The organism is Paracoccus wurundjeri, assembly GCF_030678915.1.
GTDB lineage: Bacteria > Pseudomonadota > Alphaproteobacteria > Rhodobacterales > Rhodobacteraceae > Paracoccus > Paracoccus onubensis_A.
This window is the reverse complement of sequence record NZ_JAUUTZ010000024.1, coordinates 1-24,560: the sequence shown is the minus strand read 5'-3', so window position 1 is coordinate 24,560 and position 24,560 is coordinate 1. Positions and strand designations below refer to the sequence as shown.

Below are 24,560 nucleotides of genomic sequence, written 5' to 3'. Positions count from 1 at the left end.
GCGCGCCAGAAACTTTCAGGCGCGCCGTATATTAATTCGATCCCGAAAAGGATGTGACGCCTTATGCGCGACGTCTTAAAGCTTTCCGTACTCTGCCTGGTGGCCGGGATTGCAGTGACCGGCTGCAAGATCGTTCCTGATCCGGATCCCGCCGAGACTGAATCCTCTGGGGCTGGTCAGTCGGACGAGACTCGAATGGAGGCGTTCGCGCAGGAAAACTGGGAAACCAAAGTCCTTCCGGTCATTCAGGAAAACCTTGTCCCGGTGGATGATTTACGGACAGCACTTGCCACAGGTGCCGATGCGGCAGGCGAGAAATATGGCTTGCGCCCCAAGGGCGAGGCGAATCCGTGGAACTTCGCCGTCTCGGGGCAGGGAAAGATCATCGAGGCCAAACTGGACAGCCGGGCCGCCAAGCTTGGCGTCGATACGAGCGGCGACGGCGCGGCGGACGTGACCGTGCAGCTTGGCCCGGTCATTCGCGGCACGGCCCTGCGCGATGCGATGCCTTTTATCGATTTCACCGATTTCCGTGATCAGATCGAATTCGCCAAGCTGGCAACTGCCTTGAACGGCATGGCGCATGCCAGCATTTCCAAACCGGAAGGCGACGTCATCGGCCAGGATCTGCGTTTCGAAGGCGTCTTTACCCTGCGCGACCCGGCCATGATCGAACTCGTGCCCGTCATGCTGGAGATCGGAGGCTGAGATGAAGCAGCCCGAGAAAATCCACCCCGTCGGCCTGTCGATCCGAGGCGGCAGCAAGGTCTATCCCGGCACCGTCGCACTGAAGGATGTGGATTTCGACCTGCATATGGGCGCGGTCAATGTGCTTGTGGGAGAGAACGGCGCCGGCAAATCCACAATGATGAAAGTCATCGCGGGCGTCGAGCAACTGACCAGCGGCAAGCTGATCCTCGACGGACCGGAGGTTCAGTTCCGCTCGACCGAGGATGCAGCGCGGCATGGGATCGGGATCGTGTTTCAGGAACTGAACCTGTTTCCCAACATGACCGTCGCCGAGAATATCTTCATCTCCCGCGAAAAGACCCGGCTGGGGATCGATATCGACATGGCCGCGCAACGCGATATGACCCGTGCCCTGATGAAACGGCTGGAACATGATATCGATCCCGATATCCTTGTCGGAGATCTCAAGGTCGGGCAGCAGCAGATCGTCGAGATCGCCAAAAGCCTTGCGCAGGATGCCCGCATCCTGATCCTTGACGAGCCGACCTCGGCCCTGTCAGCGGCAGAGGTGGAGATCCTGTTCCGGGTGATCGACGATCTGCGCGCCTCGGGCGTCGGCATCGTCTATATCTCGCACCGGTTGGAAGAGCTGATCCGGGTGGGCGATTACATCACGGTGCTGCGCGACGGCGTCATCGCCGGCGCGCAATCGATGGAAGGCGTCGATATCCCCTGGATCGTCCGACATATGATCGGCCAGGCATCGAAGGATTTCGCCAAAGAGATTCACCATGAATACGGTCCCGAGATTTTCCGCGCCGAGCAAATCACCGCCCCGAACCGCCATGGCGGTTTCGATGTACAGGATGTGTCATTCTCGCTGCGGGCGGGAGAAATACTGGGCATCTATGGCCTGATGGGCGCGGGTCGCTCGGAATTGCTGGAATGCATCATCGGTGACAGACGGGATTACCGGGGCGATCTTTTTGTGAATGGCGAACGCCTGACATCGCGGACGGTCGCCGGGCGCATCGCCAAAGGCATCGCCCTTATCCCCGAGGATCGAAAATCCGACGGGTTGGTTCAGATCCTGTCGATCCGCGAAAATATGACCCTGTCCAGCCTGAAAACCCTGACACGCGGCGTTCATCTGTCGCTGAAGCGCGAAGCCGAGACGGTGCGGGACTTCATCCATCGAATGACGGTAAAGGTCGCCTCACCGGAATACGAGGTTTCTTCGCTTTCCGGAGGAAATCAGCAGAAGGTGGTGATTTCCAAGGCCCTGATGACCCAACCGAAGATCCTGCTGATGGACGAACCCTCGCGCGGGATCGATATCGGCGCCAAGGCCGAGGTCTTCCGCGTCATGCGCAAACTGGCCGCGGAGGGATTGGGCATCATCTTCGTCACCTCGGATCTTGAAGAGGTCATGTCGCTGTCCGATCGGATCATCGTCATGTCGAACGGGCGTATCAGCGGGGAATTCACCCATGGCACCGCAACCGAAACCGCATTGGTCGAAGCGTCGGCCAAAGGCCACGCGCCCGACGCTCCTGCGGATCCTGAACCCAAGGACGCTACAGGATGAGTGATTCAACCGTACCAACTTCCAGCGGACAGGCAGCTTCAGGCAGCGCGCTGTTGCTATTGCTGAAGGCGCGAACCTTTATCGCCCTGATCCTTGTGCTGCTGTTCTTTTCCGTCTTCGCGCCGAATTTCCTGTCGGCGGCAAATCTGGTCATCATGTCGAAACATGTCGCCCTGAACGCCTTTCTGGCCATCGGCATGACATTCGTCATCGTATCGGGGGGCATTGACCTGTCGGTCGGATCGATCGTGGGGCTATGCGGGATGGTTGCAGGCTGGCTGGTGCTTCACGGCATCAATCCGGGTTTCGGCTGGTCGATTCAGTTCAACACATTCGAGATTTGCCTGATCGTCGTCGCGGTCGGTGTCGCGATCGGGGCATTGAACGGCTTTCTGATCACCAAGCTGAATGTCGCGCCATTCATCGCCACGCTGGGGACGTTATATATCGCGCGCGGCGCGGCCATGCTGTCCTCGGACGGACGCACCTTCCCCAATCTCAGCGGTAATCCGGAATACGGCTCGGACACGTTCCGCTGGATCGGTACCGGCAACATCCTTGGAATCCCGGTCTCGATCTGGATGCTGGTGATTGTGGGTGTCGCAGCGGCCTATATCGCGCGGCGCACGCCTTTGGGCCGGTATATCTATGCCGTGGGCGGGAATGAAAAGGCCGCAGGACTGTCGGGCGTACGCGTGACCCGAATCAAGTTTTTCGTCTATATGTTCTCGGGCTTCTGCGCCGCGCTTGTCGGAATCATCATCGCCTCGCAGCTTGTGGCGGCACATCCGGCCACGGGCGATACGTTCGAACTGAACGCGATCGCGGCGGCGGTGCTGGGCGGCACCTCGATGTCGGGCGGCAGGGGCCGGATTGGTGGCACGATCATCGGGGCCTTCGTGATCGGAGTCCTGTCCGACGGGCTGGTGATGATGGGGGTTTCGGCTTTCTGGCAAACGGTCATCAAGGGGATCGTCATCATCGCCGCCGTCGTCATCGATCAGGCGCAGCAGCGCGTCGAGGCACGGGCCGCATTGCAGGCTCAGGCAGCGCTTGGGAAATAGGGCGGAGAGGCCGGATGATCAAAATCGCCGTAATCGGTTGCGGATTCTTCGCAAGAAACCAGTTGCACGCATGGGCCGGGATCGAGGGAGCCGAGGTTGTGGCGCTTTGCGACCGGAACAAGGCCCGCCTGAAGGATGCTGGGGACAGTTTCGGCATCGCCCGCCGCTATACGGATGCCGCGGCCATGTTCACCGAGGGCGGATTCGACGTAGCCGATATCGCGACAACCGTTCCCTCCCACCGCGCATTGGTCGAGATGGCAGCGGATGCGGGCAAGCATGTCATCTGTCAGAAACCCGTCGCGCCGACGCTGACTGACGCCCGCCACATGGTCAAGGCCGTGGAACGCGCCGGCAGGATCATGATGGTGCATGAAAATTTCCGCTGGCAATCCCCGGTCCGGGCGGTGATCAATGCGCTGCGCGGGGGCGCGATCGGTACGCCATTTTTCGGGCGGATTTCCTTTCGCTCGGGTTATGACGTGTTCTCGGGACAGCCATATCTGGCAGAGGGCGAAAGGTTCATCATCGAGGATCTGGGCATCCATATCCTCGATATCGCGCGTGCGTTGTTCGGCGATGCCGAACGGATCACCGCCGAAACCCGCCGCATCAATCCGAACATAAACGGCGAGGATGTCGCCACCATGCTTCTGCGGCACAAAAGCGGCGTGACCTCGGTCGTGGATTGCTCCTATGCGACGAAACGGGAGCCCGAGACCTTTCCCGAAACCCTGATCGAGATCGACGGAACCGAGGGCAGCTTAAGACTGGATGCAGGCTACCACCTGACGATCCAGAATGGCGACCGTAACGAGACGCTCGATGTCAGCCCTCCGCTGCTTCCCTGGACCGGGAAACCCTGGCACAATATTCAGGAAAGCGTCGCGATCATTCAGCGGGATTTCATCGCCTGCCTGCGTGACGGGAAACAGCCCGAGACCTCGGGGCGCGACAACCTTGGAACTTTCGCGCTTGTCGAAGCGGCCTATCGCTCTGCCGCCGAAGGGCGCTGTATCCGGCCCGAAGCGCTATGATCGGATCGGCGCACCTCTACGGCACCGAACAGTCGCCCGACGATTACGAAACCATTACATATGGCGGCGTCAGTTTGGGCTTCCAGTCAGGGGCTTTAAGGCACATCCGCGTCAACGGTATAGAGGCGATACGTAACGTCGCTTTTCTGGTCCGCGACCGGGATTGGGGGACGATCCAGCCGGAACTGGGTGAAATCATCCAGACGCGCGGGGACGATCTGCGCCTGACCCAACCGATGCGCTTTCGCAATGGAAGCTCGCAACTGACGGTCATCGTGACCACCCGCATCACGAGCACGGGTCTGACGGTAACCGCCGAGGGTGAGGCCAAGGGTGATTTCGAAACCAATCGCGCGGGCTTCACGCTTCTGCATCCCATCGATGGGGTCGCAGGCGCTCCGGCAATCGTCACACATTCGGATGGCAGACAGGAGGCGGGCAGTTTTCCGCTGCTGATCGAGCCCTGGCAGCCCTTCATGGATATCGCCGCGCTGGAACATCAGGCAAACGGGCTGGCGATCAGATGCGCATTTTCCGGCGACATATTCGAGATGGAGGATCAGCGGCAGTGGGGCGACGCCTCATTCAAGACCTATAACCGTCCGCTGGCCCTGCCCTGGCCCTATCTGCTGAAAGACGGTGAAAAACTGCGACAAACGGTAGATATCAATTGGCGGGAAACCGGTTCCGCGAAACCTGCCGAATGGCCCGCTTTGCCAGCCGAACCGCGCTTTCCCCGGATGGCGCTGGCGCTTTCCGCCGATGATGCCTTGCTGAAGGATCAGGCAATCGCAGCTGTCGAAACCGTCGGACCGCAAGCGTTGTTATGTCATGTCGATGCGGCAGCGGGTCAGGTGGCCCCGCAATTCGCGGCTTTCGCAGCGCTTCAGTCGGAATTTCCCGATCTGTCCTTCGATCTTGAACTGATCTGCCGCTTCGATGGCACCGAAACACCAGCAGCAGAACTGACGGATCATGCCCGCACCATGTCGCAGTCCGGTTTCACGCCGGCATCGGTTTTTGTCTGCCCCTCGGTCGACCGGCAGTCGACGCCGCCGGGATCGGAATGGCCGGAATGCCCGCCACTGGCGGAAATTCACGCGGCGGCCGCCCGCGCCTTCCCCGATCTTCCGCGCGGTGGCGGTATGGCAAGCTTCTTTCCCGAACTGAACCGGAAAAGGCCCCCCGCCGAGTTGCTTGATTTCATCATGCACGGTCTCTGCCCCATCGTTCACGCAGCGGATGATCTGTCGGTCATGGAAACGCTGGAAGCCGTTCCCCATATCGCAGCCTCTGCCCGGGCAATCGCCGCAGGTCGGGAATACCGTATCGGTCCGGCGACGATTGCCATGCGTCAGAACCCGTATGGCTCGCGCACTATCCCGAATCCCGATCATGGCCGGGTTTGCATGACGGATGACGATCCACGCCATCACGGCGCATTCGGCGCGGCCTATGCTTTGGGGCTGGCCACAGCGCTTGCACCTCATGACATCGCGGTCTGGACCCCGGCGGCGGTACTGGGACCGCGCGGCATATCCGGTTCCTGGCCCATCGCGGATGTCCTGCGGCAGCTTGCCGCTTTGGCGGGACAACCCGTCAGATACGCCCGGATCGGGAATGGCATCGCCACGCTGGCGGTCGGGGACCATCAGCTTCGCGCCAATCTAACGGCACAGGAAAATGACGGGCTTGACGCCTTCGGCTGGGAAGCTGCGGGAATTGTGAAGCCGCGCGAAGGCGGCTAACCTGTCCGCAAGCGGAATGGCAGGAGGAAAGCGATGACAAGGACAGCGCTCAACGACGACAAGATTGTCCGGCGAAAGCTGTCCGATCAGGTGCTTGAGCGCCTGCATGACATGATCCGCAGCCACGAATTGAAACCCGGCGATTTCATGCCGTCCGAACGCGCCCTGATGGACCGTTTCGGGGTGGGCCGTCCTGCGGTGCGCGAAGCCCTGCAATCATTACATAACAGCGGGCTGATTACCATCAATCACGGCGAACGATCCCGCGTGAACGAGATCAATCCCGCCACGGTCCTGCACCAGTCGGATGAGCTTGCCCGGCTGGTGCTGAGTTCGGCACCCGGCAATCTGGATCATCTCAAACATGCGCGGCAGATGTTCGAAATGGGCATGGTGCGGGTCGCGGTCGAAAAGGCGACGGCGTCCGATATCGCTAGTCTCCGGGAACTGGTCGAGCGGCAGCGGAGCGAATTGGGCAATCCCACGGCCTTCATCTCGATCGACATGGCCTTTCACCGCAAGCTTGCCTCGCTTTGCGACAACCCGATCATCCTTTCCGTTTCGGACGCGATGCTGGGCTGGTTGTTCGAATATCACGTCAGCCTGCTGCACCGCTCGGACAGCGAAGAGATCACCCTGCTGGAACATGCCAAGATCGTCGATCATATCGAGGCCCGCGATCTCGACGCGGCTATTAACGAAATGCGCCGCCATCTGGAACGCGCCCGGGTGGCGTTCGAGCCGCATGAATGACGGCTTGATCTCAAGCTCTGGCGGCTCTCGTTTCGGCAAGGGTCACGTCGGCTGGCTTCCGGCAGGGAATGATCTTTCCCCTCCCCCATCGCGGATCCAGCCGAAATAATCCTCGGACCCCATCTGGCCACCCTTCAATGCGATCTCAAGCCCGTCATGCGGACCATCGCCATAGGCCGTGCAAAGCGCCGCGCCCGGTACGGTCGGCGCCCTGGCCACCAATGCCGAAAGGCCCAGTTGCCGCATCCCATGCCCCGAGGTATCGCCGCCGGAAATGACCGCGCGACGAATGCCCGTCCTTTGCAGAACCGCATCGAGGATTCGTCCCAATGCCTCGCCAACCCGGCGGTTGGCGGTTCCGGGATCAACCCCGCCTCGGGCCAATGCCGCGCGAAATCTCGCTATTTCGGGTCCGTCATGCCCCGACGCGGAATGAACCAACGGGCTGGCACCATGTTCGGCGGCCTGTATAGCAGCGTCGATCAGTCGCGCCTCTTCTGCCGCAAGTATCCAAGGATCCGCGCATGCAGCGGAGGCATCGAAAGCCAGAAGCGTAAAACCATTGCGACCAGCCCAGTCCAGTTGACGCGCCGTGACCGGCGAGACAGAGCCGGAAACGGCAACGATCCGATCCGCGCTGCCCGCGCCCTGTGCCGTGGGGGGCGGCGCAAGCATCCCGCTTTTCTGCCAATACCGCACAAGCGCGTATTCGACGCCCTGACTACCGGCAACGAAGCCAAGCATATCGCGGTTTTCCCAGATCAGCTTACCCGCTGCCAATTCGGACACCGCATCCATATTGTCCAGCGACAGGATCCGGGCGCCTTCTTTGACAAGGCGCATCAGACAGGTTTGCGGATCGCCATTCAGTGCTTCAAGATCGATCAGCCCGCCCGGCAGATCGGTCTGGGCCGAAAGATGCCGTAACAGGTCCGCTTCCGCCATTGGCGTAACCGGATGATGTGCCATGACCGGGTGACGATCCAGCCGGTGAACAGCGTCCAGCGTCGCTGCGAACAGGTTCCCGAAAGCCTGATAGCGGCGCATCGCGGGCGCAGCGGTCAACAGCGGTACCGCAGCCGCTTGCCGGATGCCAAGCCCGATCTCTATCGCCTTCCCGATCGAGCCGGTCTGCGGCGTCGAATCGAAGGTCGAGCAGATCTTGTAATGCAGGATCGGCGCCCCCAGCCCGTGCAGAAAACGCAGCGGCGCGGGAAGATTTGCCTCCATCCAGCCGGGATCGTGACTGCGGGCCGTCGAGGCGATACCGATCCCACGGCAATCCGCAAATCGCGCCAGCATCCCCGACGACGGAATATCCGTGAACAGGACCGAAGGCAGGCCCGCAAAGGCCAGAACCTCCATCACCGCCGCCGAGCCGGTGAAATCGTCACCAAACCACGTCACCCAAGGCGCTTGCGAGCCGGTCATCCTGTCTCCTTTCCTCGAAGCCCTTGACATATTCATATCATTATCATCTTATCATACCAGTTAAGCAAGCGGCTATTTCCCGAAAGGATCGAGATCAGATGACAAATATCGCGTTGTTCGGAGCGGGTGGCAAAATGGGCCTGCGCCTTTCCGCCAATCTGGCGAAAACCGGTTTTCAGGTTCGCCATGTCGAGCCAAGCGAAAATGGCCGCTCCCGGCTGAAGGACGCACTGGGATTTGACTGCATCGATCAGGATCAGGCGCTTGATGGGGCCGAGGTGGTGATCCTTGCGGTGCCGGACACGGTGATCGGCAAGGTCGCTTCGACGGTCGTCCCGGCGGTCGCTCCGGGCACGATGATTGTCATTCTTGATGCGGCCGCCCCTTTCGCGGGACATCTGCCGGAACGTGACGATATCACCTATTTCGTCACCCATCCCTGCCACCCGCCGATCTTCAACGACGAAACCACCGAAGAGGGCCGCCGTGACCATTTCGGCGGAATCGCGGCAAAACAAGGCGTCGTGAACGCATTGATGCAGGGTCCGCGTGAGCATTACGAACTGGGCGAGCGGATCGCCCGCGCTATCTACGCCCCCGTTGCCCGGACATATGAAGTCACCGTCAAACAGATGGCGATGCTGGAGCCGGGCCTGTCCGAGACCGTTTGCGCCTCGCTTCTCAGCGTGATGCGGGAAGCAATGGACGAATGCGTCCGCCGCAGCGGCGTCAGTAAGGAATGCGCACGGGACTTCCTGCTTGGACATATGAACATCCTGGGCGCCGTGATCTTCGAAGAGCGCGAGGGCGCCTTTTCCGATGCCTGCAACAAGGCCATCGAATTCGGCAAGCCGGTACTGATGCGCGACGACTGGAAGCGGGTCTTTGAATGGGACGAAATCGCCGACAGCATCCGGCGGATCACCTGACGGGTCTTGGTTGCGCAGCCCACTATGTAGGGAAATACCGGACTGTCACGTTTCAGGCTGGCTCATTTGAAGCGATCCAATCGATGAAACTGAATAAACTTTAAAAAAGGCCGGGCAGATTGCCCGGCCTCGCTGTCGTTATCTCATGTCAAATCCGGGACGCCTCAGTTCCCGCCAAGCCCTGGTGGCGGGCCATCCAGACTCAACCCGCCGCCCGGATCACCGGCGGGCTGCTCCTCGGCAGGTGCCGGTTCCTGCCCGTCATCTGCCGATGCGCCGAAATCCGGAGGACCGTCCAGCGCGCCTGAACCGCCCGGGGCCGCCTCTGCAGGGGCGTCACTGCCAGACTGACCGTAGGGAGAACCACCCAGCCCTCCAAGCTCACCAAAGCCGCTTCCGCTGCCAAGACTCATTCCGCCGGAAGGTACCTCATAGGTGATACTCGCAGGATCGATCGGCGCTCCTTTGTAATGCATCACCAATTGCGGGAAGCTGATCACAATTACGATCATCAGGATCTGGATACCAACGAAGGGCACCGCGCCCCAATAGATCTGGCTGGTCTTGACCGGTGCAATCGACCGCCCGGTGATCCTGTCAATATAGGATTCCCGCGGCGCGACAGAACGCAGGTAGAAAAGTGCAAACCCGAACGGAGGATGCATGAAACTGGTCTGCATATTCACACCCAGGATCACCCCGAACCAGATCAGATCGATGCCAAGGCTTTCCGCCGCAGGCGCAAGCAATGGCACGATGATGAAAGCCAGTTCGAAGAAATCAAGGAAGAATGCAAGGAAGAATACCAATAGCGAGACGGCGATCAGGAAGCCATATTCCCCCCCCGGCAACGAGGTCAGCAGATGCTCGACCCACAAATGGCCATTCACACCGTAAAAGGTAAGCGAAAACACCCTTGCCCCGATCAGGATGAACATCACGAAGGCCGACAGACGGGTTGTCGCGGAAAGCGCCTGACTGATTACCTGAAGGTTCAGCCGTCCCTTGCCTGCCGCAAGCACCAATGCGCCGACCGCCCCCATGGCGCCGCCCTCGGTTGGGGTGGCGATACCCAGGAAGATCGTGCCAAGCACAAGAAAGATCAGCGCCAGCGGCGGGATCAGCACGATGACCACCTGCTGAGCCAGACGCGACATCACGCCTATTTTCAGCATCCTGTCCAGCACCGCGACAAGGTATATGGCGATCACCGCCACCGCGGCCGCCAGAATATCGGCGTCGTTCCCATGAGTCGGGTAAAGCCATTTCAGCACCAGATAGAAAATCGCCACGCCCGCTGCCAGCGCGACGAGAAGAGAGGTCACCCCCGAACCCAATGTTCTTGCCTCTATCGGCAATGCGGGCAGAGATTTCGGGCGGATAATCGACATCACGAAGATATAGAGCAGATAGATCCCGGTCAGCACCAGCCCGGGAATCAGCGCCCCCTTATACATATCCCCGACCGAGCGCCCCAGCTGATCGGCCAGCACGATCAATACGAGGCTGGGCGGAATGATCTGCGCCAACGTGCCCGAGGCCGCGATCGTACCGGTCGCGAGACGGCGATCATAGCCGTAGCGCAGCATGATCGGCAACGAAATCAGCCCCATGGCGATGACCGATGCCGCCACGACGCCGGTGGTCGCGGCAAGAAGCGCGCCGACAATGACCACTGCATAGGCCAGCCCGCCCCGGATGGGTCCGAAAAGCTGGCCGATCGTATCAAGCAAATCCTCGGCCATACCGGATTTCTCAAGCACGATCCCCATGAAGGTAAAGAATGGCACCGCCAATAACGTCTCGTTCGAGACCACGCCGTTGAAGAACCGGTCGGGCAAGGCGCGGAGAAGCGGCCAGTCCAGATAGATATTGCCTCCGGACAGTGGCGCGAGTTCTACCCCGATGATGAAGAACAACAGGCCGTTCGCGGCCAGCGAAAACGCCACCGGATATCCCAACAGCAGGAAGATGATCAGCGAAACGAACATGATCGGCGCCATGTTCTGGGCGATGAGCTCCATCATTTGCGTGTCTCCTCGCCCGGCTTGCTGGTCACGTCGTCCTTCCTGTCGGCTTCGGGGCCCAGACCCGCTTGCGCCAGCAGCTCCGGATCCACATCCAGCGGCACCTGATGCCCGGTAGGCACGTGATCATCCTTGATCAATCCACGCATCACCGCGATTTTCTTGATGATTTCGGATATGCCCTGAAAGAACAGCAGCACGAATCCTGCGACAAGCACCGCTTTTGCCGGCCAGCGAACCAAACCGCCCGCGTTCATCGACATCTCGTGCCGCTCATAGCTGATAATCAGCCACGGCCATGCCAGCCAAAGCGTGAGAATCACCAGCGGCATCAGGAAGAGCACATGCCCGATCAGATCGATCCAGTGCTGGGTGCGCCGCGAGCGGCCTCCATACAGGATATCGATGCGGATATGCTCGTTCTCCATCAGAGTATAGGCCGCTGCCAGCAGAAACGCGGTACCGTAAAGATACCATTGCAGTTCCAGCCAGGCGTTTGATGATTCATTGAAAACCTTGCGGATCACCGCATTTACCGCGCTAACGAATATGGCGATCAGGATCAGCCATGACGCAGCGCGCCCAATCAGGCTGTTCACGCGGTCGATGCCGCGCGACAAAACAAGTAGCCCGCCCATCGGTTCCCCCCTTTTATGTCTTACCCGCTGGTTGCGGGTTCACCGGTTTTCCGGCTCTTATGAATGGTGCAGGGGGTATGCGTTAAGCATATGCAGGCGTCAAGAAAATCTCTGAACCGTCCTGAACTCTCAGATCCAGAGCGCAAAAGCGGCAAGAACCGCGGTCTCGGTCAGGACTGACGTCGCGCCCAACACGTCTCCGGTATGCCCGCCCAGCCAGACCCGGGCCTGACGGATCGTTACCGCGGTTGCCAGCAAACCGGCGATCAGGGCAAACATCGCGCCGTCTCCGGCCAGCAGCAGAAACAGAAGCGCAATGATCGAAACCATGCCGACATTGCGCGCGCCGGGCGTGCCGGCGGCATGACCCAACCCATCCGGACGGGCAGGCAAAAGCCCGCCCAGAACCAGAATGATCGCCGTACGGCCGCAGGCGGCGGCGGCGATAAGATGCCACGGGCTCAGCACGCTGATCGCCGCCACCCGGATCAGGCTGGTCAGGATCAATGCGATCACACCGTAACTGCCGATCGCCGAATCGCGCATGATCCTTAGCCGGTCTTCGCGGTCGCGACCGCCCGCGCCATCCGCGAAATCGGCAAGTCCGTCCTCGTGCAGCGCCCCGGTAAGCCAGACCGCCAGCGCCAGCGCCAGCGCAGCGTGCAGCAGCGACGGACCCGGCAGCAGAAAGGTCAGCGACGCCGCCGCGCCGACAATGGCTCCGACCAACGGGAATGCCCAGCTGCTTTTCGCCAGAGACAGGATATGCCGGGGCAGCAGACGCTCCAGAGGCAGACGTGTCAGAAAGACCAGCGCCAGAACGAATTGATGCCACCTAGCCAATGCCGGCCTCCGCGAATGTTGCCATGCCATTGTGGCACTCGATGGCAGCCCGCAGCAACATCAACGCCACCGCAGCACCCGACCCTTCGCCCAAGCGCATGTCCAGCGACAATACCGGCTTCATCCCCAGTGCCTCGATCAGGCTGTGATGCCCCGGCTCGGCGCTTTCATGTCCGATCAGGCAATGGCGCAGCGCACCCGGATCGTCGCGCGTCAGAACCGACGCCGCAGCCGTGCAGATGAACCCGTCCAGCAGCACCGGCAACCCCAAGTCGCGCGCGCGCAGCACGGCGCCGCAGATCGCCGCCTGCTCGCGTCCGCCAAAGGCCGACAAAGCCTCGCGGGCAGTGGCCGGGCGATGCAGCGCCAGCCCCGCTTCAACTGCCTGTTGTTTCCTGGCCAGAACCTCGCCCTCGGCACCGGTTCCCGGTCCGACCCAGTCTTCCGCGCCTCCTCCGAAGGTCCAGGCGGCAAGCACCGCCGCAACGGTGGAATTGCCGATCCCCATCTCGCCCAGCAAAAGCACATCCGCATCCGGATCGACCGCGCCCGCCCCCGCCGTCATCGCCTCCTCGACCTCGGATAGATCCATCGCGGGGCCTTGGGTGAAATCACGGGTCGGACGCTCCAGGTCCAGCGGCAAAACCGACAGTTCCGCCCCCGCCACGCGACAAAGCTGGTTTATCGCCGCTCCGCCAGCGCGGAAATTCTGAACCATCAGCGCCGTTACCTCGGCCGGGAACGGGTTCACGCCCTGCGCGACGATGCCGTGATTGCCTGCGAACACAATGGCCTGCGCCCGATCGATCCTGGGATCTTCCCGTCCCTGCCAGCCGGCCATGAACACGGCCAGTTCTTCAAGCCTGCCCAGAGAACCCGGAGGTTTGGTCAGATTGTTCTGTCGCGCCAGCGCGGCGGCGGCCACCCCTTCGTCAAAGGATCTCATCGATGTCCTCCCGCCCGGGTTTCAGCCTGAGAGGCTGACCGCTGACCGCCATCCAGACCTCATCCGCGACCTCGGCCACGGCCTGATTCATCCAGCCATGAAGATCGCGGAATCGCCGTGCCGTCACGTTCGCGGGCACGATCCCTTGCCCCAGTTCATTCGTCACCAGCACCACCGGCGAGACTTGTTGACGTAAGGTTATTATCAGTTCCTGCATATCCGCGCTGTCCAGACAGTTCGCAAGCCATAAGGTCAGGCAATCGACAAGCCGGACGCCCTGATCGTCGGTCTTGCGCAACGCCCCGGCAAGTGCGACCGGCTCTTCAACCAAATTCCAAGCTTCCCCGCGACGCAATTGATGTTGCCTGATTCTTTCCTTCATCTCATCATCGCCTCCTTGTGCCGTGGCGATATAGATGCGAGGCAGATCATGGCGCGCGACCAACCGTTCGGCCAATGCAGATTTGCCCGATCGCGCACCGCCGGTAACCAGCGTGATATGCCTGAATGTCGTCATCAGGCTCTCTTTTCCACAATCGCCTTTAATAGGAAAGCGACAAATCGGCTTTACCGCGCGAACCGATGTTTTAGCATTGGGTTCATCAAGGCGCAGAAGCGCCGATAATCAACATGGAGGAACCCCATGACCAAGTTCTTCGCAACAACGGCGCTTGTGACCGTGTTGTCCTTGCCCGTTTATGCCGCCCAGCCCGCCGAAGGGGAAAAACTGGCCGAGGATCAAAGCCTGAGCTTCTGGATTCTGGATGCGATCAAAACACTGGACCCGCAACTGACCGAGTCGCGCACCGACTCGGACATGATCCGGCAGCTTTTCGAAGGGCTGATGACACAGGACGACACCGGGGCGATGGTGCCGGGCATGGCCGAAAGCCACGATATCAGCGACGATAAGCTGACCTATACCTTCCATCTGCGCGATGCGAAATGGTCGAATGGCGACCCGGTCACCGCAGGCGATTTCGTCTATGCGTGGCGCCGCGCCGCGGATCCCGAGACAGCTTCGGAATATGCGTGGTTCGTGGAATTGATGAATCTCGAGAACGCAACCGCAGTGGTGAAGGGCGAGGCATCGCCCGAAGAACTGGGCGTAACGGCAATTGACGACAAGACGCTTGAGGTCAAGCTGTCAAAGCCCACCCCCTATTTCCTGAAAACACTGGATCATGCCACGACCTACCCTGTCCCGCAGAAAGTGATCGAAGAGCATGGTCAGCAATGGACCCAACCCGGCAATCTGGTCGGAAACGGCGCCTATGTGCTGAAAAGCCACGATCTTGGCGTCAAGGCAACGGCGGTCAAGAACGATCAGTATTACGATGCCGAAAACACGATCATCGATGAGGTGAACTTCATCACCGTGAACGACCAGAACATCGCGCTGACCCGCTATCAGGCAGGCGAGATCGACTGGTTCAACCTGATCCCCGCCGGGCAATACCCCAAGCTCAAGGAGGAATTTCCCGACGAGGCGATCTCGGTCCCCTGGGCTTGCTCCTATGGTTACGTCTTCAATCTTTCGGAAAAAGGCCCCGAAGCCTTGAAGGATCTGCGCGTGCGGCAAGCATTATCCTATGCGATCGACCGCGATATCATCGTGGACAAGGTACTTCAGGGCGGACAGAAGCCGGCCTATTACTGGACCCATTGGGCGATGGAGGGTTTCGAAGAGCCCGAGATCGAAATGGCAAACTGGACGCAGCCCGAACGAATGGAGAAAGCCCGGGAATTGCTGACCGAGGCAGGTTACGGTCCCGACAATCCGCTGAAACTCAAGCTGATGTATAACACGTCAGAGGATCACAAGAAGATCGCCATCGCGGTGCAGCAGTTCTGGAAGGCCATCGGCGTGGAACTGACGCTGGAAAACTACGAATGGAAGGTATTCGTCGACAAGGGCAACAATCAGGATTTCGAGGTTCAGCGCTATGCCTGGTGCGCGGATTACAACGAAGCCTCGACCTTCCTCGACTGGTTCCGAACCGATGGCGACAATAACGGCATGTGGTCGAACGAAGAATACGACCAGTTGCTGGCAGATGCCGCCACCGAGGAAAACCCGGCCGAGAATTACAAAAAGATGGAACAGCTTCTGATTGGCGACATGGCTTTGGCCCCGGTCTATCACTATGCGCAGCCGAACATGATCAAACCCGATCTGCGTGGTGTTCCGCTGGATAACGTGATGGGCGACTGGTACGCCAAGGAACTTTATCGCGTGGCCGAGTAATCGTATCCAATGAATCCACCGGGAGGGGTTTCTTCCCTTCCCGGTTTCGGTCATAAGCCCTGACCTAACAACTGTGCAGGTACCGATCTTTTAATTTTCAGGGAGGCTCCCGGATGTTGGCATATGTCTTGCGACGGCTGGCCGTAGCGATACCTACGCTGCTGCTGCTGATCGTCATCTCTTATATCCTGATGCATTTCGCCCCCGGCGGACCCTTCTCGAAGGACCGCGAGGTTCCGGCGGCGGTTCTGGCCAATCTGAATGCGAAATACGGGCTTGACGACCCGCTGTGGAAACAGATCTGGGATTATCTTTACGGCATCGTCGTGCATTTCGATTTCGGCCCAAGCTTCGTCTATCCCGATCTAACGGTGAACCAGTTGATCGCCAAGGGTTTTCCGGTCACTCTGACCTATGGGATTCTGTCATTCCTCCTTGCGGTCCTCGTCGGTGTCATACTCGGCGTGACAGCCGCGATCTGGCACAATAGCTGGCTGGATTATCTGGCTGTCGGCATCTCGATCGGGGCACAGGTACTGCCTAATTTCGTGATGGCGCCGATCCTTCTGCTGATCTTCACGCTGTGGTACAGGCTTTTGCCCGGCGGCGGCTGGAGCTTCAGCGATCCGACATTCTGGATCATGCCGGTCATCGCACTTGCGACAAGCTACATGGCCTCGATCACCCGCATCACCCGTTCGTCCATGCTCGAGGTGCTGGGCTCGAACCATATCCGCACCGCCCGCGCCAAAGGCATGCCAGAGCGCCGGGTAATCCTGCGGCATGCTCTGAAACCTGCCATGCTGCCGGTCATCAGCTATCTTGGCCCGGTTTTTGTCTCGATGATCACGGGCTCGGTCGTGATCGACATGTTTTTCTCGACCGGTGGCATCGGGAAATCCTTCGTCGATTCCGCATTGAACCGCGATTATGCGGTGATGATGGGTGTAACCATCCTGCTGGGGACGCTGACGATCCTGTTCAACCTGCTGGTCGATATCCTTTACGTATGGATCGACCCCAAGATCCGGTACTGAACCATGATGATCGAGCAAGCCAAGATGCAAAGCCTCGCCGATCGGATGGTCCGGGACGACGTCAAGGGCCGCAGTCCCTGGGCCGATGCCCGAAAGAGGTTCTTCCGCAACAAGGCGGCGATTGTCGGGCTGCTGCTGCTGGTGCTGGTAGTTCTGTTCGCATTGCTCGGAGAATTCTTCGCGGTCTGGTCGAATGAAGAGCTGGATTTCGCCGTCATGGGGCAAGTGGCCCAGATGGGCGCGCCCTCGATCGAGAACGGCCATTACTTCGGCACCGACGATCTGGGCCGGGATCTGTTTTCGCGCACCGTACAGGGTACCCAGATCTCGCTGATGGTAGGCGTCGTCGGCGCGGCCATCGCAATGATCGTCGGCACGCTTTACGGCGCGGCGGCCGGTTTCATCGGCGGGCGCGTGGATCAGTTCATGATGCGGCTTGTCGATATCCTGATGTCGATCCCTTACATGTTCGTTCTGATCCTGATGCTGGTGATGTTCGGACGTTCGATCGGCATGCTGTTTCTGGGCATCGGCATGATTTCCTGGCTGGAAATGTCGCGCATCGTGCGCGGCCAGACCCTGAGCCTGAAGAACCGCGAATTCATCGAGGCCGCCCGCGCCACGGGCGTGCCGGGCTGGAAGATCATCACCCGCCATATCGTTCCCAATCTTCTGGGGGTGGTGGCCGTCTATGCCACTTTGCTGGTGCCGCTGATGATCCTGACTGAAAGTTTCATCAGTTTCCTTGGGCTTGGGATACAGGAACCGCTGACCTCGCTGGGCGCATTGATCTCGGAAGGCGCCGATACGATCACCTACGGCACGATCTGGCAGCTTGCCTTCCCGCTGTTTTTCTTCGTCATCACGCTTTTCGCCTTTTTCTTCATCGGAGACGGGCTGCGTGATGCGCTTGATCCGAAGGATCGCTGATATGGCTTTACTGGACATAACCGATCTGAATGTAAGCTTTCAGACCAATGACGGCACGGTTCACGCGGTCAATGACGTGAATCTGTCGGTGAAGCCGGGCGAAACGCTGGGCATGGTGGGCGAATCCGGCAGCGGCAAGTCGCAGTTTTCTTTCGCCATCATGGGGCTTCTGGCGCGGAATGGCCGGGCGACGGGTTCGGTTCGCTTTGACGGGCAGGAAATCCTGAACGCGCCGCTGAAAACCCTGAACCGCATCCGGGCCGAGAAGATCGCGATGATCTTTCAGGACCCGATGACCTCTCTGAATCCCTATATGCGCGTCTCGGACCAGATGGCAGAGGTTCTGACCCTGCATAAGGGCATGAGCAAGCGCGACGCCGTGACCGAATCCATCCGCATGCTCGATGCCGTTCATATCCCCGATGCCAGAGGGCGGGTGCGGCTGTATCCGCATGAGTTCTCGGGCGGGATGCGGCAGCGGGTCATGATTGCGATGGCGTTGCTATGCCGCCCGCAATTGCTGATTGCGGATGAACCGACGACGGCGCTTGACGTGACGGTGCAGGCGCAGATCATGACGCTGTTGGCGGAATTGCAGCGCGATTTAGGCATGGCGATGATCCTTATCACCCATGATCTGGGCGTCGTCGCCAGTTCATGCAAGCAGGTAGCGGTCATGTATGGCGGCCGTATCCGCGAGACCGGCCCGGTCGGCCCGCTTTTCGCCAGCCCCGCCCATCCCTATACGCAAGGATTGCTGCATGCGATCCCGCGGATCGACCATGACGGCGACGAGCTTGCCGTCATCCCCGGCGCCCCGCCCAATATGACATGCCCACCGGCGGGTTGCGCCTTCGAGCCGCGCTGCCCCTATGCGCGCGAGGAATGCGCAAATAGCCGTCCGGTGCTGGAACCCTTCGCGGAAGCACGGTCTCGCGCGTGCTTTGTTCCCCTGGACGACGTGTTGCAGTACCGCCTGCCCCGAACGCCGGCACCCCAACATGTGACGCAAGGAGGACAGGCATGACCCGCCCCCTGCTGAACGTGCGCGATCTGCGCGTGACGTTTCACCTGCGCGGCGAAGGCGACTGGCCGTGGACCCCTCCGCGCAATCTGCATGCCGTCAGCGGAGTCGATTTCAGCCTCAACCCCGGAGAGACGCTGGGAATCGTAGGCGAATCCGGCTGCGGGAAATCGACATTGGCGCGCGCATTGATCGGGCTGGTGCCTGCCGAAGGTCAGGCAGAATGGATCGACGGGAAGAATCTCATCGGGCTGTCACCCGGCAAGATGATGAAATACCGCAACGATATCCAGATGATCTTTCAGGATCCTCTGGCCTCGCTGAATCCGCGCATGACCGTGGGCCAGATCATCGCCGAGCCATTGATCACGCATAATCCCCGGCTGAAACGCCCGGAGGTGAAAGAGCGGGTCAAGGCGATCATGGAAAAGGTCGGCCTGCTATCCAACCAGATCAACCGCTATCCGCATGAGTTCAGCGGCGGACAGTGCCAAAGGATCGGCATTGCCCGCGCCCTGATCGTGGAACCGAAGCTGATCATCTGCGACGAGCCGGTCAGCGCGCTGGATGTCTCGATTCAGGCGCAGGTCATCAATCTGCTGATCCGGTTGCAGAAGGAATTCGGCCTCGCACTGATCTTCATCGCCCATGACCTGTCGGTAGTGAAGTATATCAGCGATCGGGTGCTGGTGCTTTATCTGGGCAAGGTCATGGAAACCGCCGCGACGGCCGAACTTTATTCCGCACCCCTGCATCCCTATACTCAGGCGCTTCTGTCAGCGGTGCCGATTCCCGATCCCTCCCATGACATGGCCGCCTCAATCGTGCCATTGGCGGGCGATCTGCCATCGCCCTTCGCGCCTCCCTCCGGTTGCGTCTTCCGCACGCGCTGCCCGCGCGCGACCGGGAAATGCGCCACAGAAACACCGGTTCCATTCGGCGACTCGCATCGGACCGCATGTCATTTCCCCGGCCCTCTGACCGAAGAGGAGATCGCAGTGGCACGGCGTGTCGAAACCGCCTAACCGGAAATAACGCCATCGCCATCGGCAACAACCGGCCAATGCGCAGGCACCACTTGCCACCGGGGTGAATCACTCATAGGCAGAACATTCGTCTGCAAGGAGCTGTTATGGCGGACAAGAATTTCGAAGCGCGTCATCTCGAGACGCTGGACCGCGATCTTGGCCGGTTCTCCAATCTCGAAATGGCCACGGCCAATATCGGCCGTTCGCTGATCGGTCCGGGCATTGCCCTGGTCTTCATCGTGCTGGCCGGCTTTGCCGCGTTGCTGTTCCTTGGGCATGAGAACAACGCCCTGATCGTAACGATCGCTGCGGGCTTCGGTGCCTATATGGCACTGAATATCGGCGCCAACGATGTTGCCAACAATATGGGCCCGGCGGTCGGCGCCAATGCGCTGACCATGGGCGGCGCCATCGCCATCGCCGCGATCTTCGAAAGCGCGGGCGCCCTGATTGCCGGAGGAGATGTCGTCTCGACCATTTCCAAGGGGATCATTGCGCCCTCCAGCATGGCCGACAGCGCGGTCTTCATCTGGGCGATGATGGCGGCGCTTCTGGCCTCGGCGCTATGGGTGAATCTGGCGACATGGATCGGCGCGCCGGTCTCGACCACCCATTCCGTTGTCGGTGGTGTCATGGGGGCCGGAATCACGGCCGCAGGGATAACTGCGGTCAGCTGGGGCACAATGGGCGCAATCGCGGCAAGCTGGGTGATCTCACCGGCCCTTGGGGGATTATGCGCTGCCGGATTCCTGTGGTTCATCAAGGCACGGATCATCTATCGCGACGACAAGATCGCCGCCGCGCGGATCTGGGTTCCGGTGCTGGTCGGGATCATGGCGGGCACCTTCGCCGCCTATCTTGCGCTGAAGGGCCTGAATCATGTCATTACGATCTCGATGGGCACGGCAATGCTGATCGGCGTCGCGTTGGGCCTGCTGGTCTGGCTGGCGATGATCCCGATCATCCGCTATCAGTCGCATGGGCTGGAAAACCGGAACAAATCGCTGAAAGTACTGTTCGGCATCCCGCTGGTCGTCTCGGCCGCTTTGCTGAGCTTCGCCCATGGCGCGAATGATGTTGCAAATGCGGTCGGACCGCTTGCCGCCATCGTCTCGGCCTCTGCCACCGGCAACTTCACCGAATCCGTCAGCATTCCCCTCTGGGTGATGCTGATCGGCGCATTCGGAATCTCGTTCGGGCTGTTTTTGTTCGGACCGAAGCTGATCCGCATGGTTGGAAGCCAGATCACCAAGCTGAACCCGATGCGCGCCTATTGCGTCGCCCTGTCAGCGGCAATCACCGTGATCCTGGCAAGCTGGCTTGGCCTGCCCGTCAGTTCCACCCATATCGCGGTCGGCGCCGTGTTCGGTGTCGGATTTTTCCGGGAATGGGATTCCGAGCGCCGGCTGCGCATGGCGCATCTTGCGATCCCCGACCGCCCCCGGCTTGCCCCGAATGAGCGCCGCCGACGCAAACTGGTCCGCCGCTCTCATGTGCTAACCATCGCAGCTGCATGGATCGTCACCGTTCCCGCCGCCGCGCTGCTGTCGAGCGTCATTTTCCTTGGGATCAGGCTGATCGCATCGTAAGCCCTGTTGCCCGCCATCGCCGCCATGGCTAGAGTGGCACGACTGCCGAGGAACGCATGAGCGACGAAAAACCCGCATATCAGGTGCTGGCCCGCAAATACCGGCCCGAAACCTTCGCCGATCTGGTCGGGCAGGATGCGATGGTGCGCACCCTGAAGAATGCCTTTGCCGCCGACCGCATCGCGCAGGCATTCATCATGACCGGTATCCGCGGCACCGGGAAGACTACCACCGCCCGGATCATCGCCAAGGGCATGAACTGTATCGGCCCCGACGGTCAGGGCGGACCGACGACAGAACCCTGCGGACAATGTGAACATTGCGCCGCGATCACCGAAGGCCGCCATGTCGATGTTCTGGAAATGGACGCGGCTTCGCGCACCGGCGTCGGCGATATCCGCGAAATCATCGATTCGGTGCATTACCGGGCAGCCTCAGCTCGCTATAAGATCTACATCATCGACGAAGTCCACATGCTGTCGACCAGCGCCTTCAACGCGCTCTTGAAAACGCTCGAAGAGCCGCCGCCCCATGTGAAATTCATCTTCGCCACCACCGAGATTCGCAAGGTGCCCGTCACCGTCCTGTCGCGCTGCCAGCGTTTCGACCTGCGCCGGATCGAGCCTGAGGTGATGATCGCCCTTCTGCGCCGCATCGCCACCGCGGAAGAGGCGCAGATCACCGATGAGGCGCTGGCCCTGATCACCCGCGCCGCCGAGGGTTCCGCACGCGATGCGACCAGCCTTCTGGATCAGGCGATCAGCCACGGTGCGGGCGAAACCGGGGCCGATCAGGTCCGCGCGATGCTTGGGCTGGCGGATCGCGGCCGGGTCATCGACCTGTTCGAAATGATCCTGCGCGGCGATGCCGCAAGCGCCCTGACCGAATTGCAATCGCAATATGCCGATGGCGCCGATCCGATGGCGGTGCTGCGCGATCTGGCCGAGATCACGCATTGGATCTCGGTAGTCAAGATCACGCCCGAAGCCATGGAGGACCCGACCATTTCTCCGGATGAGCGCACACGCGGTCAGGATCTGGCCGGCCGCCTGCCGATGCGGGTGCTGACCCGGATGTGGCAGATGCTGCTCAAATCGCTGGAAGAGGTCTCTGCCGCGCCCAACGCCATGATGGCCGCCGAGATGGCGATCATCCGCCTGACGCATGTGGCCGACCTTCCCGACCCCGAGGCACTGATCCGCAAGGTTCAGCAGGCGCAGAGCGCGGGCGAATTCGCGCGCGGCAATGCCCCCCCTCCCATGAACGGTCAGGCACCGAACAGCCAGGCGCCGCGTGCCGCGCGCCCTGCCCCGTCGACAATGGTGCAACCTTCGGGCGCGGCAACCGCGTTTGCCTTGTCGCCGGATGTTTTCGCAGCCTATCCCGACTTCGCCTCGGTCATCGAGATGATCCGGCGCATGGGCGACATGCTGCTGCTCATGCAGGTCGAGCGTCATGTCGCGCTTATCCGCTATTCCCCCGGCCGGATCGAGTTCGAGCCCCGTGCCAACCCGCCTGCCGATTTCGCGCAGCGACTGGCCGAGCGGTTGCGCGGCTGGACCGGGGGCGCGCGCTGGGTTGTCACTGTCTCGAATAGCGGCGGCGCCTCGACAATCGCGGAAACCCGCGAAGCGGACGCGAAAGAGGCCCGCGAAAGGGCATTGCAACTACCCATCGTGCAGCAGATTTTCGCGGCTTTTCCGGAAGCCGAGTTGAAAAACGTCACCCGCTTCGTATCTGAGACTGCGAAGACCGAGGAAATAGCAGCCGAAGGCGCGGCGAACCCGCATGACATCGACGGCCCCGTCGCCGAAGTCGAGGAATGGGACCCTTTCGAAGATGAGGATTAAATAATGTTCAAGGGATTGGGCGGGCTTGGCGACATGTCCAAGATGATGAAAGCCGCCAAGGACATGCAGGACCGCATGCAGCAGATGCAGGATGACATGGAGAAGATCATCGTGACCGGCGAATCCGGCGCGGGTCTGGTCAAGGCCAGTTGCACCGCCAAGGGCGAGCTGACGGCACTCGATATCGATCCTTCGATCTTTCAGCCAAGCGAGAAAGAAGTGGTCGAGGATCTGATCCTTGCCGCCATCAAGGACGCGCAGCGCCGTGCGCAGGACAAGATGCAATCCGAAATGTCGCGTATCACGCAGGAACTTGGCCTGCCCGCCGATATGAAACTGCCCTTCTAGGCGCATGACCGAGGGCAGCGACGACATTCAGGCGCTGATCGCGCTGATCGCGCGGCTGCCCGGCCTTGGGCCCCGCTCGGCCCGGCGGATCGTGTTGCACCTGATCCGCAAACGCAACGGTCAGATGATCCAGCTTGCCCAGCTTCTGGACAGCGTCGCCAATGCGTCGCGCGAATGCCTGACCTGCGGTAATATCACCGACCGCGACATCTGCGTGATCTGCTCCGATCCGGCCCGCGCCAATGGCGAAATCTGCGTGGTGCAGGACGTGGCCGACCTTTGGGCGCTCGAACGCGGTCACGCCTTTCGTGGTCGCTATCACGTCCTTGGCGGCACGCTTTCGGCGCTGGACGAAATCGGTCCCGAAGATCTCGGTATCCCCAGCCTGATCGACCGTATCGCGAGCGAAGGCATCCGGGAAGTGATCCTCGCCCTCAATGCGACCGTGGATGGCCAGACAACGGCGCATTACATCGCCGACGCACTGGAATCCAATGAGGTCGTCGTCACCGGTCTGGCGCAAGGCGTGCCGATCGGCGGGGAACTCGATTATCTTGACGACGGCACGATCAGTGCCGCCTTAAGGGCGCGCCGCAGCCTGTAGGATCATCGGCCCGAAAACGCGATCCGAAAAAACAAAAGGCGGTCCGACAACCGCCTCTTTCTTCTTTGTGGTAAATACCTCGGGGGTGCGGGGGGCGGGCCCCCCCCGGGTGGGGGCTTGGAGCGTAAGAGACCCCTCAAGACCGCCCCCAGTAGGGGGACCCCCACCAGTACGGCCAGGGGCGTTTAAAAAAAAGAAGAAGCCGCCC

The 24,560-nt window shown here is 60.6% G+C and carries 22 protein-coding genes; 16 read left to right on the top strand and 6 right to left on the bottom strand.

Annotated features, from left to right (window positions below):
* The first annotated feature begins 63 nt into the window (after positions 1 to 63).
* Genes Q0601_RS19340 through nanR form a run of 6 tightly spaced genes read left to right on the top strand, consistent with a single transcriptional unit; the run spans position 64 to position 6,880 of the window.
* Positions 64 to 708 (top strand): DUF2291 family protein, encoded by a 645-nt coding sequence (locus Q0601_RS19340; RefSeq protein ID WP_305291557.1) that lies wholly within the window; start codon positions 64 to 66, stop codon positions 706 to 708.
* A gap of 1 nt (position 709) precedes the next feature.
* The gene (locus tag Q0601_RS19335) at positions 710 to 2,278 is read left to right on the top strand and encodes a sugar ABC transporter ATP-binding protein (protein ID WP_305291556.1); all 1,569 of its coding nucleotides are present in this window, start codon (positions 710 to 712) and stop codon (positions 2,276 to 2,278) included.
* On the top strand, positions 2,275 to 3,342 hold the full coding sequence (locus tag Q0601_RS19330) for an ABC transporter permease (protein ID WP_305291555.1): 1,068 nt from the start codon (positions 2,275 to 2,277) through the stop codon (positions 3,340 to 3,342). Before Q0601_RS19335 ends, Q0601_RS19330 begins: the two co-directional genes overlap by 4 nt.
* Before the next feature lie 14 nt (positions 3,343 to 3,356).
* Positions 3,357 to 4,379 (top strand): Gfo/Idh/MocA family protein, encoded by a 1,023-nt coding sequence (locus Q0601_RS19325; protein WP_305291554.1) that lies wholly within the window; start codon positions 3,357 to 3,359, stop codon positions 4,377 to 4,379.
* Positions 4,376 to 6,127 carry a hypothetical protein gene (locus Q0601_RS19320; RefSeq protein WP_305291553.1) on the top strand — a complete coding sequence of 584 codons (1,752 nt, stop codon included), beginning with the start codon at positions 4,376 to 4,378 and terminating at the stop codon, positions 6,125 to 6,127. The genes Q0601_RS19325 and Q0601_RS19320 overlap by 4 nt, the downstream gene beginning before the upstream one ends.
* 33 nt (positions 6,128 to 6,160) lie before the next feature.
* A complete protein-coding gene (nanR, locus tag Q0601_RS19315) occupies positions 6,161 to 6,880 on the top strand; it encodes a transcriptional regulator NanR (RefSeq protein WP_305291552.1) in 720 nt (239 codons plus the stop codon).
* Between the two features lie 42 nt (positions 6,881 to 6,922).
* On the opposite strand, the gene Q0601_RS19310 is transcribed toward nanR, so the two are convergent.
* Positions 6,923 to 8,311 carry a four-carbon acid sugar kinase family protein gene (locus Q0601_RS19310; protein WP_305291551.1) on the bottom strand — a complete coding sequence of 463 codons (1,389 nt, stop codon included), beginning with the start codon at positions 8,309 to 8,311 and terminating at the stop codon, positions 6,923 to 6,925.
* Positions 8,312 to 8,409: 98 nt separating this feature from the next.
* On the opposite strand from Q0601_RS19310, the gene Q0601_RS19305 reads away from it, so the two are divergent.
* Positions 8,410 to 9,240: a phosphogluconate dehydrogenase C-terminal domain-containing protein gene (locus Q0601_RS19305; protein WP_305291550.1), complete on the top strand. Its 831-nt coding sequence runs from the start codon at positions 8,410 to 8,412 to the stop codon at positions 9,238 to 9,240.
* Positions 9,241 to 9,404: 164 nt separating this feature from the next.
* Here Q0601_RS19305 and Q0601_RS19300 read toward each other — a convergent pair whose 3' ends face one another.
* The 5 genes from Q0601_RS19300 to cobU all read right to left on the bottom strand — a co-directional run bounded on the left by Q0601_RS19300 (position 9,405) and on the right by cobU (position 14,211).
* The gene (locus tag Q0601_RS19300) at positions 9,405 to 11,267 is read right to left on the bottom strand and encodes a TRAP transporter large permease (protein WP_305291549.1); all 1,863 of its coding nucleotides are present in this window, start codon (positions 11,265 to 11,267) and stop codon (positions 9,405 to 9,407) included.
* Entirely contained in the window at positions 11,264 to 11,905 is a 642-nt protein-coding gene (locus Q0601_RS19295; protein ID WP_305291548.1) for a TRAP transporter small permease subunit, read from the bottom strand. The genes Q0601_RS19300 and Q0601_RS19295 overlap by 4 nt, the downstream gene beginning before the upstream one ends.
* A gap of 129 nt (positions 11,906 to 12,034) precedes the next feature.
* Entirely contained in the window at positions 12,035 to 12,748 is a 714-nt protein-coding gene (cobS, locus tag Q0601_RS19290) for an adenosylcobinamide-GDP ribazoletransferase (RefSeq protein WP_305291547.1), read from the bottom strand.
* Entirely contained in the window at positions 12,741 to 13,694 is a 954-nt protein-coding gene (gene cobT, locus Q0601_RS19285; protein WP_305291546.1) for a nicotinate-nucleotide--dimethylbenzimidazole phosphoribosyltransferase, read from the bottom strand. The genes cobS and cobT overlap by 8 nt, the downstream gene beginning before the upstream one ends.
* Positions 13,681 to 14,211 (bottom strand): bifunctional adenosylcobinamide kinase/adenosylcobinamide-phosphate guanylyltransferase, encoded by a 531-nt coding sequence (gene cobU, locus Q0601_RS19280; RefSeq protein ID WP_305291545.1) that lies wholly within the window; start codon positions 14,209 to 14,211, stop codon positions 13,681 to 13,683. Before cobU ends, cobT begins: the two co-directional genes overlap by 14 nt.
* A gap of 126 nt (positions 14,212 to 14,337) precedes the next feature.
* Between cobU and Q0601_RS19275 the strand changes: the two genes are divergently transcribed.
* From Q0601_RS19275 to recR, 9 genes are all read left to right on the top strand, one after another.
* The gene (locus Q0601_RS19275; RefSeq protein ID WP_305291544.1) at positions 14,338 to 15,942 is read left to right on the top strand and encodes a peptide ABC transporter substrate-binding protein; all 1,605 of its coding nucleotides are present in this window, start codon (positions 14,338 to 14,340) and stop codon (positions 15,940 to 15,942) included.
* 113 nt (positions 15,943 to 16,055) lie between these two features.
* Positions 16,056 to 16,979, top strand: coding sequence for an oligopeptide ABC transporter permease OppB (oppB, locus tag Q0601_RS19270; protein ID WP_305291543.1), 924 nt, complete (start codon positions 16,056 to 16,058; stop codon positions 16,977 to 16,979).
* A gap of 6 nt (positions 16,980 to 16,985) precedes the next feature.
* Positions 16,986 to 17,909, top strand: coding sequence for an ABC transporter permease subunit (locus Q0601_RS19265; RefSeq protein WP_305291594.1), 924 nt, complete (start codon positions 16,986 to 16,988; stop codon positions 17,907 to 17,909).
* Position 17,910: 1 nt separating this feature from the next.
* The gene (locus Q0601_RS19260) at positions 17,911 to 18,936 is read left to right on the top strand and encodes an oligopeptide/dipeptide ABC transporter ATP-binding protein (protein ID WP_305291542.1); all 1,026 of its coding nucleotides are present in this window, start codon (positions 17,911 to 17,913) and stop codon (positions 18,934 to 18,936) included.
* Complete coding sequence (locus tag Q0601_RS19255; RefSeq protein ID WP_305291541.1) at positions 18,933 to 19,958, top strand: oligopeptide/dipeptide ABC transporter ATP-binding protein; 1,026 nt, start codon at positions 18,933 to 18,935, stop codon at positions 19,956 to 19,958. Before Q0601_RS19260 ends, Q0601_RS19255 begins: the two co-directional genes overlap by 4 nt.
* A gap of 107 nt (positions 19,959 to 20,065) precedes the next feature.
* The gene (locus tag Q0601_RS19250) at positions 20,066 to 21,550 is read left to right on the top strand and encodes an inorganic phosphate transporter (RefSeq protein WP_305291540.1); all 1,485 of its coding nucleotides are present in this window, start codon (positions 20,066 to 20,068) and stop codon (positions 21,548 to 21,550) included.
* 56 nt (positions 21,551 to 21,606) lie between these two features.
* A complete protein-coding gene (locus Q0601_RS19245; protein WP_305291539.1) occupies positions 21,607 to 23,400 on the top strand; it encodes a DNA polymerase III subunit gamma/tau in 1,794 nt (597 codons plus the stop codon).
* 3 nt (positions 23,401 to 23,403) lie between these two features.
* Positions 23,404 to 23,748 carry a YbaB/EbfC family nucleoid-associated protein gene (locus Q0601_RS19240; protein WP_305291538.1) on the top strand — a complete coding sequence of 115 codons (345 nt, stop codon included), beginning with the start codon at positions 23,404 to 23,406 and terminating at the stop codon, positions 23,746 to 23,748.
* 4 nt (positions 23,749 to 23,752) lie between these two features.
* Entirely contained in the window at positions 23,753 to 24,352 is a 600-nt protein-coding gene (recR, locus tag Q0601_RS19235; RefSeq protein ID WP_305291537.1) for a recombination mediator RecR, read from the top strand.
* Positions 24,353 to 24,560: the final 208 nt, after the last annotated feature.

Coding starts and splice junctions, on each gene's coding strand:
- Q0601_RS19330 (WP_305291555.1), top strand. CDS start 2,275: ATGAGTGATTCAACCGTACCAACTTCCAGCGGACAGGCAGCTTCAGGC.
- Q0601_RS19340 (WP_305291557.1), top strand. CDS start 64: ATGCGCGACGTCTTAAAGCTTTCCGTACTCTGCCTGGTGGCCGGGATT.
- Q0601_RS19240 (WP_305291538.1), top strand. CDS start 23,404: ATGTTCAAGGGATTGGGCGGGCTTGGCGACATGTCCAAGATGATGAAA.
- Q0601_RS19310 (WP_305291551.1), bottom strand. CDS start 8,311: ATGACCGGCTCGCAAGCGCCTTGGGTGACGTGGTTTGGTGACGATTTC.
- Q0601_RS19295 (WP_305291548.1), bottom strand. CDS start 11,905: ATGGGCGGGCTACTTGTTTTGTCGCGCGGCATCGACCGCGTGAACAGC.
- Q0601_RS19325 (WP_305291554.1), top strand. CDS start 3,357: ATGATCAAAATCGCCGTAATCGGTTGCGGATTCTTCGCAAGAAACCAG.
- nanR (WP_305291552.1), top strand. CDS start 6,161: ATGACAAGGACAGCGCTCAACGACGACAAGATTGTCCGGCGAAAGCTG.
- Q0601_RS19245 (WP_305291539.1), top strand. CDS start 21,607: ATGAGCGACGAAAAACCCGCATATCAGGTGCTGGCCCGCAAATACCGG.
- Q0601_RS19265 (WP_305291594.1), top strand. CDS start 16,986: ATGATCGAGCAAGCCAAGATGCAAAGCCTCGCCGATCGGATGGTCCGG.
- Q0601_RS19320 (WP_305291553.1), top strand. CDS start 4,376: ATGATCGGATCGGCGCACCTCTACGGCACCGAACAGTCGCCCGACGAT.
- oppB (WP_305291543.1), top strand. CDS start 16,056: ATGTTGGCATATGTCTTGCGACGGCTGGCCGTAGCGATACCTACGCTG.
- Q0601_RS19305 (WP_305291550.1), top strand. CDS start 8,410: ATGACAAATATCGCGTTGTTCGGAGCGGGTGGCAAAATGGGCCTGCGC.
- Q0601_RS19275 (WP_305291544.1), top strand. CDS start 14,338: ATGACCAAGTTCTTCGCAACAACGGCGCTTGTGACCGTGTTGTCCTTG.
- cobT (WP_305291546.1), bottom strand. CDS start 13,694: ATGAGATCCTTTGACGAAGGGGTGGCCGCCGCCGCGCTGGCGCGACAG.
- Q0601_RS19250 (WP_305291540.1), top strand. CDS start 20,066: ATGGCGGACAAGAATTTCGAAGCGCGTCATCTCGAGACGCTGGACCGC.
- cobU (WP_305291545.1), bottom strand. CDS start 14,211: ATGACGACATTCAGGCATATCACGCTGGTTACCGGCGGTGCGCGATCG.
- recR (WP_305291537.1), top strand. CDS start 23,753: ATGACCGAGGGCAGCGACGACATTCAGGCGCTGATCGCGCTGATCGCG.
- Q0601_RS19255 (WP_305291541.1), top strand. CDS start 18,933: ATGACCCGCCCCCTGCTGAACGTGCGCGATCTGCGCGTGACGTTTCAC.
- Q0601_RS19300 (WP_305291549.1), bottom strand. CDS start 11,267: ATGATGGAGCTCATCGCCCAGAACATGGCGCCGATCATGTTCGTTTCG.
- Q0601_RS19335 (WP_305291556.1), top strand. CDS start 710: ATGAAGCAGCCCGAGAAAATCCACCCCGTCGGCCTGTCGATCCGAGGC.
- Q0601_RS19260 (WP_305291542.1), top strand. CDS start 17,911: ATGGCTTTACTGGACATAACCGATCTGAATGTAAGCTTTCAGACCAAT.